Raw genomic sequence first — 10,833 nt, forward strand, 5'->3', positions numbered from 1 at the left:
CATTTTACCGATTTAGGCTTAGAAAACTACTTTTCGGACAGCCCCTTTTTTTAGATTAATCTGTCCTCTGACTAAAAAATCGACTTAATATCCTTTCTTGAAACTACAAACTCTCTCCAAAGTCTTCTCTAAATTTGGCAACAAGTTGTGATGGCCAGTCGGTAGTCGTCGATAACTTTCCAAAGAAGAAACGTAATACATTCGGTTCATCGATGAACTTTAGGCCACTAATAAGATGTCGGTTTTCATATAACCATGCGATTCGGTCAACCGCATATTTCACTTGAGAAAGAGTAAAGACACGCCGTGGCATAGCAAGTCTAACAAGCTCCATTTGGGATAATGTTTCATTCCCGTCTTCATCCCGTTGTTCTGATAAAGTTCCTCTTTCCATTCCTCGAACACCACTAACAATATAAAGTGCGGCAGCAAGTGCACCTGCAGGGTATTCACTCTGAGGAATATGTCCAACAAATTCCATTGCATTGATGTGACAGCCTAGACCACCCGCAGGCGTCACAACAGGCACCCCTCGATTTAATAATTGATCTGTCATATAAGAGATAAATTGCGGACCTTGATTGATCATATTTTCATCCATCGTTTCATCCAAACCGATAGTAATGGCTTCCATCTCACGGACAGACATTCCCCCATATGTAAGAAATCCTTCATAAAGAGTAATATATTCACGCATTTTTAAATAAATCTCTTCATTATTCGTACAAATACCACCACCGCGAGCACAACCAAGCTTACGAGCTGAGAAATAGATAAGATCGGAGAGATCAGCAATTTCACGAGTAATTTCTCTTATACTCATATCCTTGCAATTTTCCTCACGCTCTTTTATAAAATATAAATTATCAGCTAATAAACTTGCATCCAACACAAGCATGAGCCCATACTCATCACAAACTTTTCGGACTTCTTTCATATTTTCAACAGCAAATGGTTGTCCGCCAATTAAGTTTGTTCCAGCTTCCAATCGTACAAAAGCAATTTTTTCGGCTCCATTTGTTTCAATTAAATCCTTTAATTTGGCAATATTCATATTCCCTTTAAAAGGATGTTTGCTTGTAATATTCAATGCCTCATCTTCAAAAATTTCTTCCACTGTTCCACCATTTAACACGATATGAGCTTTCGTTGTCGTGAAGTGATAGTTCATTGGAACAATTGAACCTTTTGTCACAAAAGCTTGAGAAATAATATTTTCACATGCTCTCCCTTGATGTGTAGGAAGAAAATACTTTTTTCCAAAAATCTCTTCAATTTTGTTTTCTAATTTAGTATAAGTTTCAGATCCCGCATAGCTATCATCCGCTTCAAGCATAGCTGCTTGCTGGCGATCACTCATCGCATTTACTCCACTGTCCGTAAGCATATCCATAAAAACATCGCGGTTTTTCAATAAAAATGTATTAAAACCCGCTTCCGTCATCGCTTCCAAACGACGCTCAATGGGCGGTAAGTTCAACTTTTGAACAATTCTTACTTTATGCATTTCTAATGGAACTGAGTCCCCATAATAAAATTTTACTTTAGACATTTGTTTTCCCCCTAATTTTTCTTCTTGTGATGGTTATTAAGTCCTTATGAATAAAAAGAGCCCCCAGCTTTTTTATCCATCAGAATCCTTCTATTTAAATATAAGAATTTACCATCCATTTAAAATATTCCAAATATTTTTTGCCGATCTATAATATTTTAGCGATTTACTCCCACAATACTTTAACGCGTTGTGGTAAAAAACCATCCCTCTTATTCTACCTTATTCAACATATTTTTCAAATGAATTGTCGAAGTGGTTCAAAAATATTTACAAATTTCAAAAACATAGATCTTCCCTAACAAAAATTAATTTACAGAAAAAGAAGGAAGCAAATTATTGCTCCCCTCGATCTAATTTATATAACTGACGATATCGTTCACTTGTAGTCATCAATTCTTTATGGGTCCCACTCATGGCTATTTGTCCTTTATCTAAAAAAAGAATGTGATTCATCTTTTCCATCCCGGCTAAATGATGGGTAATCCAAATAACCGTCTTATCTTTTAATACATCAAAAATGGTCTCAAGCAAGGTCATTTCCGTTTGCGGATCAAGTCCGACCGTTGGCTCATCCAACACAACTATGGGAGTGTTTTTGAGTAGAATCCGTGCGAGAGCAATCCGTTGCCTTTCTCCACCCGAAAAACGCTGACCAGTCTCTTCCATTTGTGTTTGTAAACCTTCTGGTAAAGAATGAATATATTGGTCAAGTTTAACTTGCTTGATGACATGTTCAATTTCATCCTTTGAAGCCTCTTGATTTCCAAGCCGAATATTATTTTCTACCGTCGTGGCGAATAAATAAGGCTTTTGGTTTAAAACACCCATCCATTCATAAATATCTTCCCCAAATTCCTGTGGACTGTGGCCATTAATGGTGATCGTTCCTTTTGTTGGAGTTAAGACCCCTAATAATAATTGAAGTAATGTGGACTTCCCAGCTCCACTTTTTCCAAGTAGAGCGATTTTTTCCCCCTGAGGGATAGACAGCGTTATATGTTGTAATGCCTCTTCACGCTCGGTTTCATAACGGTAGAAAACGTCCTCTATCTGAATGTTTGCTTCATGTTTAAATGACATCGCTTCTACCTTTTCTATCTCTTCTATACTTGCGGGAACGAACTGTTCAATTTTCGCGATTCTTTGCAATGATTCCTGATAGGTAGGAATACGCTTAATCGCATGGGAAACTGGCAATAACCCTTCTAAAATAGGAAGAGTCACAAGGGTAAAAGCCGCAATATATGTAGGCATAATCACCCCTTCTTGTGCAGCATTCCCTGCCCAAATCCCAACCATAATAAGAATGGCCCCTGAAATGAGCTGCAATTGAAAAGTCCGTGAATGATTCCAGTCACTTAATTTTCGCTCCAATTGCTGACTTTCATTCCGTTCACTTAAAAACGGCTGAATAAATTGTTCTTTCTGTCCGCTAATGACCCAATCACTTAACCCAAATACCGCATCTGTTAAAGCTTGATAAAGTCGTCCTTTCTTTTCCTTTAACATTACTTGTCTTCTCTTTAATTGATAAAGCGAAATAAGCGGATAAACAAAAACAATGATACTTAGACAGAAAAACATCCAAATAGCGAACACCCAATCAAATAATGCTAAAGAGCTGATTGAAAAGATGAATAGAAATAAAGCGATAACAGTTGGAAAAATGGTCCGAATATAAACATCTTGTAAATGTTCAATATCGTCCGCAAGTGTACCGAGTAGATCACCCGTTTGAAAACGTGAACGGATAAACAAAGCTTGTGGTTCTACCATTCCATATAATTTCACACGTAACTCAGCAAGAATTTTCAACACCGCATTATGCCCTGTTAATCTTTCCAAATAACGGGTAACAGCACGCGATATTCCAAATGTTCGAACAGCAACAATCGGGACATACAATAATAAGATCGTAGCTGGCATTTCAGATGCTCTCGAGATTAAATATCCAGATGTAAAGGTGAGCATGGAACCAGCTAAAACTGTTAATACTCCAAGAATGATTGTCATGATCATTAAACGTTTATATTGTTTTATATAAGGGAAAATATAGGTTTGAAGAAGCTTCATTCCTCTATCCCTCCCCTTTGAGCTTGTAACAACCGATAATAAGCTCCTTTGTTACGATACAATTCCTCATGATTTCCTTTTTCAACCAATTGGCCACCTTCTATCACGAGAATGACATCCATATTTTTCATCCAATGGAGGCGATGAGTCGCAAAAAAGACAAGTTTGTTTTCTAGTATTGGCAACATCATGTTTTTAATATCATGTTCCGTTTCGATGTCTAAATGAGCAGTTGGTTCGTCAAATAACATAATTGGTCGCTCCTGAAGAATGGTACGTGCCAAAGCAATCCGCTGTTCTTCGCCTCCACTTAATGCTCGACCACCCTGACCTACTTTTTCTTCTAATCCGTTTGGTAGGCTTGCAATGAATTCAGTTAGGCCCGTCATTTCGACCGCCTTTTTAATTTGTTCTATAGATGCATTCGGTTCATACCAGCTAATATTTTCAGCAATAGACCCAGAAAAAATATACGGATGTTGCGGGATATATGTGATTTGCTTTTGCCATCCTGATACAGAAAAGCTCTCTATTTCCCTTTGATTCATGAAGATTTTCCCCGCATTTGGTTCAGAAAAACCGGATAATAATTGAATCAATGTGGATTTTCCTGCCCCAGAAGCACCGACAATCCCCACTTTTTGAAACCCATTCACAGAGAAATCGATATTTTGTAACAACGTTCGTTCCTCTTGATCAGCATTTTTCATTAGATGTTGAACCTTTAATGTACTGCTTTCATTCCACTCAGGGATATCTATTTGCTTCTGTGTTCCCACTTCCTCTTGTTCAAGTAATTGATAAATCTGATCTCCCGCTTCTTTTCCATCCATTGTAGCATGATAGTCATTTCCTAAATCTCTTACAGGTAAAAAATATTCAGGCGCAAGAATGAGGATGGCAAGTGCTGGCTCTAATCCGATATTTCCTTCTATAAGACGCAACCCGAGTTCTACTGCGACAATAGCGACCGACAAACTTGAGAAAAAATCTAATGAAAATGTTGACAGAAAGGCAACCCGAAGTGTTCTGTTCGTGGCGATCCGATATTTATTGCTAACCGTTTCGATTGCTTGTTGATGTGATTTACTCTTTCCTAAATATTTTAATGTCACAAGTCCCCGCAATGAGTCAACGAAATGTCGTGAAAGTAATTGATACGTATCCCATTGGGCATCCATTTGCTTCTTCGCAATTAAACCTAATAAAATTAAGAAGGCAATCATGATCGGCATCACAATCGCCAAGATCACGCCAGAAATCGTATCGACTGTTAGGATATAAAACAGAATAATAATCGGAACACAGATAGATGCGATAAACCGTGGAATGAAAAGTTCTAAATACGTTTTAAAGCTTGGAACTCCTTCTAAACATAAAGTAATAAAACTACCTGAACCATGCTTGCCCATGCTCCAAGGTCCTAGTTTAAATAATTTCTGAATGAGTTGTTCTTGATAATCCATTGATGTTTTTTCAGCAAAGCGATTAGTAAGCCTTTCCTTCATCCATTGAATGAGATGACGTAAAATATATGCAACTCCAAAACGGTAAAAGTAAGGAAGGACTGCAGACCAAGCAGCCCCTTCAAACATATTTGTAATGGCTCCCGCTAGAAAAATCGCTTGAAACACGATCGCAATCGCCTGTCCAACTGTTAATAGACCAACGAGAAACATTAATAATTTGCTACCTTTATAGTGGAATAGTTTTTTATCCATTAGTATTCTAAGTGCTCCTTAGCTGACACTCGTTTTCGGAAAATATAGTAGCTCCAAATCGTATATGCTAACACAATCGGTACCATCGTTGCCGCTACAATCGTCATCACTTTAAGCGAATAGTCACCCGAAGCTGCATTATAGACTGTTAAATTATTAGCTACATCGATTGAACTGATCATCACATTTGGGAATAATGCAATGAAGAATGAGGCAGTGACAATAATCATAATCAAACCTGTCGCTGTAAAACTAAGCCCCTCTTTTTTATTCCGCAATAGTGGGAAAAGCGCTAAATATAAGACGATTGCCAATCCGTACAATGGAATGAGGATCACCCCTTTTTCTGAGAAAGCATCTGTATAAACAGCTGTTAAAATCGTAAACAATAGGATGACCACACCATTTACTACATATATTTTTTGAGCATTTTTTCTAGCTCTTTCACGAAGTGCCCCAGTGGTTTTCAATGTAATAAACATTAATCCATGCATATAAGATAACAGTACAAAGGCAACTCCACCTATGACTGTATAGAAATTCACGATATCTAAAAAGCTTGCATGCATATTCATATTTTGGTCAACTGGCAAGCCTTTTATTAAACTAGAGAACAGTACACCTAATAAAAATGGAGGCAAAACACTTCCAAGTAGAATGGACCAGTCCCATGTGGCGATCCAGTTCTTCGAATTCACTTTGCCCCTAAATTCAAATGCTACCCCACGAGCAATCAAGGCAAGCAATAATACGACAAAAGGTAAATAGTAACCACTGAACAGACTTGCATACCAATGTGGGAAAGCTGCAAACATCGCTCCACCCGCTGTAATGAGCCAAACTTCATTTGCATCCCAAAATGGTCCAATCGTATTAATAAGCACTCTTTTTTCTAAATCATTTTGCGCAAGAAATTTTGTGCTCATTCCAACTCCGAAATCAAACCCTTCCAAGAAGATAAACCCGATGAATAGAACAGCAACAAGTATAAACCACACTTCACTTAACTGCATTTTTTAACCCTCCTGCATTAAAAGGATCTGAGGCAGATATATCTTCCTTCGGCTTTTCATGTGGTCCTTGCTTTATAACTTTTATAAACAAGTACACCATGGCAATGGCAAGAAGCGTATAGATCAACGAAAATGAGATTAATGAAAACAAGATTTGGCCAGCAGAAACATTAGGTGAAACCCCATCGACTGTTTTCATTAGACCATTCACTACCCAAGGCTGACGTCCTATTTCGGACATAATCCATCCGAAGGAGTTACCAATATACGGAATGAAGATCGCTGCAACCATCCATTTTAAATATGTTGTACTTTTTTCCAATTTTCCACGCCAATTCAAGAATAGTCCTAGGAAACTTAAAAGAATTAGAACGCCACCAGTCGCTGTCATAATTCTGAAACTCCAGAAGGTTGTTTTTACTGGTGGTAAATAGTCACCTGCACCATATTTTTCCTCCATTTTTTCCTGAAGCGTGTTCAATCCTTCAATTCCTCCGGAGAACTTTCCGTATGATAAATAACTTAATAAATAAGGAATTTCAATACGCATGGTTGTTTTCTTATTCTCTGTATCAATATTTCCGAACACAGTCCAAGGAGCTGGATCTGCACTATCTTCCCATAATCCTTCCGCTGCAGCCATTTTCATAGGTTGTGCCCCAATTAAATACGTTGCTTGGGCATGTCCAGAAAAGGCAATTCCAAGTCCAGATAACAAACCAATAACTAATGTGATTTTTATTGAATGTTTGAAAAATTCGATATCTTTTTTCTTCAACAATTTCCATGCACTGACCCCGATAATAAAGAAAGCTCCTGTTGCAAAACTAGCGAAGATTGTATGAGGAAACGCAACCCATAATTTTGGATTAGTAATGACCGCAACAAAATCATTCATTTCTGCGCGTCCGTTTTCAATCGTAAATCCGAGTGGATTTTGCATAAATGAGTTCGCAGCTAAAATCCAAAAGGCGGATAAAATAGTTCCAATCGAAACGAGCCAAATACAAGCTAAATGAAGTTTCTTTGGCAATTTGTCCCAACCAAAAATCCAAAGGCCAATAAATGTAGATTCCACGAAAAAAGCTAATAGAGCTTCAATTGCTAGCGGAGCACCAAATACATCCCCCACAAATCTTGAATAACTTGACCAGTTCATCCCAAATTGGAATTCTTGGATGATCCCAGTCACAACCCCGACCGCGAAGTTGATAAGGAAAAAGATTCCCCAAAACTTGGTCATCTTTTTGTACATTTCATCTTTTTTTATTAAATACATCGTTTGCATGATAGCAATAATAAATGCTAAGCCAATTGACAAGGGAACAAAAATAAAGTGAAACAGTGTTGTTGAAGCAAACTGTATCCGTGCTAGAATTACCTCTTCCATTAACTTGCCCTCCCTTATATTGCTTCACCATGATTATAACAATATAATAAAAAGGATTTGTGAAGATCTAGGGGCAAACTGGTTACAAACTTAGTAACTTTAATGATGTATTTACTATGCATATATTCCATACTGACATTTTCTTCAAAATACCCCCTCCCCTTTTTTAAAATAGTCGATAGACAATTCCCATTTTTGTATACTTTTATTCCATTCGATTCATATACTTTTCCAAAGGGGGTGACCACAATCAATTGGATCCGTTACATTGTTGCCTATGTTTTTATTACTTCAGGGCTGATGAAATTTATAAGTCCAGAGCTGGGGCAAGTTTTTATAAGTCTCCCATTACCTAGCCCAATGAACACTATGTATGTAATCGCTATTATTGAAATAGTTTGCGGCATTTCTATTCTATTGAATAAATGGACAAGAGGAGCAACGATTCCATTAATGGTGATTATGCTAGCTGCTTTATTTTTAACGAAGGTTCCCATTTTGCATTCCGGTTTCCTTCAATTTGCCTTTAATGCTCGATTAGATATTACTATGCTAGTATTATTGTTTTTCATTTTTTCACAATCTCCTAGAAGATGATAATAAAACTTCAAACCTTCCAGACATTATCATACTAAAAGTCAAGGCTATCATATAGGAAGATACAATTGAGTTGACAAAAGAACCTGTTTTTTTGGATGATTTCCAAAATGACACATATTCTTCTTTTTCATTTTGAAAAATTGGATGAAAATCCTTTAAAATATAGATAATAAGAAGAATATGGAGGGATGGATCATGAAAAATGTCCTTAATCAAATCATTTCTTTAGGTATAGGAGCAGCAGTCGCAAGTAAAGAACAGATTGAAAAAGTCATGAATGATCTTGTTGCAAAAGGTGAACTCAGTAAAAGTGAGTCAAAGGAAATGATTGATAACTTAATTGAAAAAGGGGAGTCAGTAAGAAAGGACCTCGATGATCTTGTCAAAGAAAAAGTTCAACAGACACTTAAAGAAATGAACTTTGTGACAATGGATGAATTTCGTGAATTACAAATAAAAGTCGCCCAATTGGAGAAGAAGAATGAATAACTGTTAGTCGGAAATGGGAGGGATTAAATGATCGGAAAAAGAATGAAACATGCCCACCGCTATCAAGAAATTATTCGGTGCTTTTTGCGTAATGGCTTCGGTTATCTAATGAAGGATCTCGGTTTAACCGAAGCCCTCTCTCTTTCAGTCAAAAGAGAAGCAAAATCAGATGCTCTCCAACAAAACCTTGGGGAGAGAATACGAATCTTACTTGAGGATTTAGGTACAACTTTTATTAAATTAGGGCAAATTGCCAGCACTAGAAGAGATCTTTTTCCTGAAAATATAATTCTCGAACTGGAGAAGCTGCAAAATCATGTTCCACCGTTTTCTTTTACAGAGGTGAACCGAATCATTGAGGAAGAATTAGGAGCTGACACCGAAAACCTTTTTGCCAAATTCCATCAAACGCCTATTGCTTCAGCGTCCATTGGACAAGTCCATTTTGCCATCCTTCATACGGGAGAGAATGTCGCAATAAAAATTCAACGACCAAATATCCGTACAGTTGTAGAAACTGATTTAGAAATACTTGAGGATTTAGCTCGTTTAATGGATTCCCAATTAGAGTGGGCTAGGAATTATCAGCTTCAAGATATCATCCAAGAATTTTCTACCTCTTTACGAGAAGAATTAGATTTTAGCAATGAGGGGAAAAATGCTGAAAAAATCGCAAAGCAATTCACCCAAGATTCTACGATCCATATCCCGAAAATTTACTGGGATTTTTCTACAAAAAAGGTTCTTACAATGGATTACATAGAGGGAATTAAAATCAATCACATTGAACAATTAGCAGAAAAAGGGCTTAACAGGAAAATAATAGCTGAGAGGTTTGCTCACTGTTTATTACACCAAATATTTATTGAAGGGTTCTTTCACGGTGATCCTCATCCAGGAAATGTTCTCATCATGCCAGGGAATGTAGTTGCCCTAATGGATTTCGGTATGGTGGGCCGCCTAACTCCTGAATTGAAATATCAATTTATCTCTCTCATTATTTCCTTAAAACGAGGGGATAGTGAAAGAATTATTCATACCCTTTCACAAATGGGTTTATTCCCTGATGATGTCGATCTTTCATTATTGCGACTTGATATTGATCATATGCGAGAGAAATATTATCACCTCCCTTTGAGCCAGCTTCACTTAGGAGAAGTATTAAATGAATTTTTTACGATTGCGTTACAATATCGCATCCAAATTCCTGCTGAATTCACGATTCTCGCAAAATCGTTAATGACCTTAGAGGGAATTATCAGCTTCTTGGATCCGGAATGTAATATGATGAAAATCGCTGAACCTTTTGCTGAAAAATTAATACGAGATCGCTATCATCCTAAGAAGATGTTAGAAACTTCGATCCATCAAATCAAAGAATATACAGACCTACTTGCGTCATTTCCAAAGACAGTTAGAGAATTAACCTCAACAATTCAAAAAGGAAAATTACAACTAAAAATTTCAGTATCAGAACTACATATATTGTTAGAACGATTAGACAAAATTAGCAACCGGTTATCTTTTAGTATTATTTTACTCGCCTTTAGCATCATAATGGTTGGATTAATTGTCGGTTCATCTATTAGTAATAAGACAATGCTTCTCTGGAAAATACCTATTATCGAAATTGGCTCTGTAATCGCTACTCTGATGTTTCTTGGCCTCCTCATCGCCATTTTCCGTTCGGGGAAATTTTAAAACTGCCTGTCAAGAGGACAGGCAGTTTAGGTTTGTGCCAATTTCACACAAATACATAAGTTTAAGGAAGATGTTCATAAAACTAGGTAAGTAGTGCAAATAACCCCAGGAAATAGTCAAATAAAATGGGAAATATGCATATCCTCAAAGAACATGTTCAAATCTACTCAGGAAATACGCATATACCAATGGGAAATAGTCAAGTCCTTAATATTGTGTAAAATGATAATTACAATGTTTAATGCCTATTTCGGATTATAGTAATATGATTTAATTTGATTGGAAGGGGTA

At 37.0% G+C, this 10,833-nt stretch carries 8 protein-coding genes; 3 read left to right on the plus strand and 5 right to left on the minus strand.

The window, feature by feature from the left end:
- Positions 1-103: 103 nt before the first annotated feature.
- The 5 genes from J2S13_RS11930 to J2S13_RS11950 all read right to left on the minus strand — a co-directional run bounded on the left by J2S13_RS11930 (position 104) and on the right by J2S13_RS11950 (position 7,752).
- Complete coding sequence (locus J2S13_RS11930; protein ID WP_307257995.1) at positions 104-1,552, minus strand: tryptophanase; 1,449 nt, start codon at positions 1,550-1,552, stop codon at positions 104-106.
- A 336-nt stretch (positions 1,553-1,888) separates the two neighbouring features.
- Positions 1,889-3,628, minus strand: coding sequence for a thiol reductant ABC exporter subunit CydC (gene cydC / locus J2S13_RS11935; RefSeq protein ID WP_307257996.1), 1,740 nt, complete (start codon positions 3,626-3,628; stop codon positions 1,889-1,891).
- On the minus strand, positions 3,625-5,349 hold the full coding sequence (gene cydD, locus J2S13_RS11940) for a thiol reductant ABC exporter subunit CydD (RefSeq protein ID WP_307257997.1): 1,725 nt from the start codon (positions 5,347-5,349) through the stop codon (positions 3,625-3,627). Before cydD ends, cydC begins: the two co-directional genes overlap by 4 nt.
- A complete protein-coding gene (gene cydB, locus J2S13_RS11945) occupies positions 5,349-6,362 on the minus strand; it encodes a cytochrome d ubiquinol oxidase subunit II (protein ID WP_307257998.1) in 1,014 nt (337 codons plus the stop codon). Before cydB ends, cydD begins: the two co-directional genes overlap by 1 nt.
- A complete protein-coding gene (locus tag J2S13_RS11950; protein ID WP_307257999.1) occupies positions 6,349-7,752 on the minus strand; it encodes a cytochrome ubiquinol oxidase subunit I in 1,404 nt (467 codons plus the stop codon). Before J2S13_RS11950 ends, cydB begins: the two co-directional genes overlap by 14 nt.
- Before the next feature lie 240 nt (positions 7,753-7,992).
- On the opposite strand from J2S13_RS11950, the gene J2S13_RS11955 reads away from it, so the two are divergent.
- The 3 genes from J2S13_RS11955 (at position 7,993) to J2S13_RS11965 (ending at position 10,542) form a co-directional block, all read left to right on the plus strand.
- The gene (locus tag J2S13_RS11955) at positions 7,993-8,349 is read left to right on the plus strand and encodes a DoxX family protein (protein ID WP_307258001.1); all 357 of its coding nucleotides are present in this window, start codon (positions 7,993-7,995) and stop codon (positions 8,347-8,349) included.
- 198 nt (positions 8,350-8,547) lie between these two features.
- Positions 8,548-8,841, plus strand: a complete 294-nt coding sequence (locus tag J2S13_RS11960) for a phasin family protein (protein ID WP_307258002.1) — start codon at positions 8,548-8,550, stop codon at positions 8,839-8,841.
- 27 nt (positions 8,842-8,868) lie between these two features.
- Positions 8,869-10,542, plus strand: a complete 1,674-nt coding sequence (locus J2S13_RS11965) for an ABC1 kinase family protein (protein WP_307258003.1) — start codon at positions 8,869-8,871, stop codon at positions 10,540-10,542.
- The last annotated feature ends 291 nt before the right edge of the window (positions 10,543-10,833 follow it).

It is taken from the genome of Oikeobacillus pervagus (genome assembly GCF_030813365.1).
Lineage (GTDB): Bacteria > Bacillota > Bacilli > Bacillales > DSM-23947 > Oikeobacillus > Oikeobacillus pervagus.

Bases quoted from the DNA above. Each gene is read 5' to 3' on its own strand.
- J2S13_RS11930 (WP_307257995.1), bottom strand. From the start codon at position 1,552: ATGTCTAAAGTAAAATTTTATTATGGGGACTCAGTTCCATTAGAAATG.
- cydC (WP_307257996.1), bottom strand. From the start codon at position 3,628: ATGAAGCTTCTTCAAACCTATATTTTCCCTTATATAAAACAATATAAA.
- cydD (WP_307257997.1), bottom strand. From the start codon at position 5,349: ATGGATAAAAAACTATTCCACTATAAAGGTAGCAAATTATTAATGTTT.
- cydB (WP_307257998.1), bottom strand. From the start codon at position 6,362: ATGCAGTTAAGTGAAGTGTGGTTTATACTTGTTGCTGTTCTATTCATC.
- J2S13_RS11950 (WP_307257999.1), bottom strand. From the start codon at position 7,752: ATGGAAGAGGTAATTCTAGCACGGATACAGTTTGCTTCAACAACACTG.
- J2S13_RS11960 (WP_307258002.1), top strand. From the start codon at position 8,548: ATGAAAAATGTCCTTAATCAAATCATTTCTTTAGGTATAGGAGCAGCA.
- J2S13_RS11965 (WP_307258003.1), top strand. From the start codon at position 8,869: ATGATCGGAAAAAGAATGAAACATGCCCACCGCTATCAAGAAATTATT.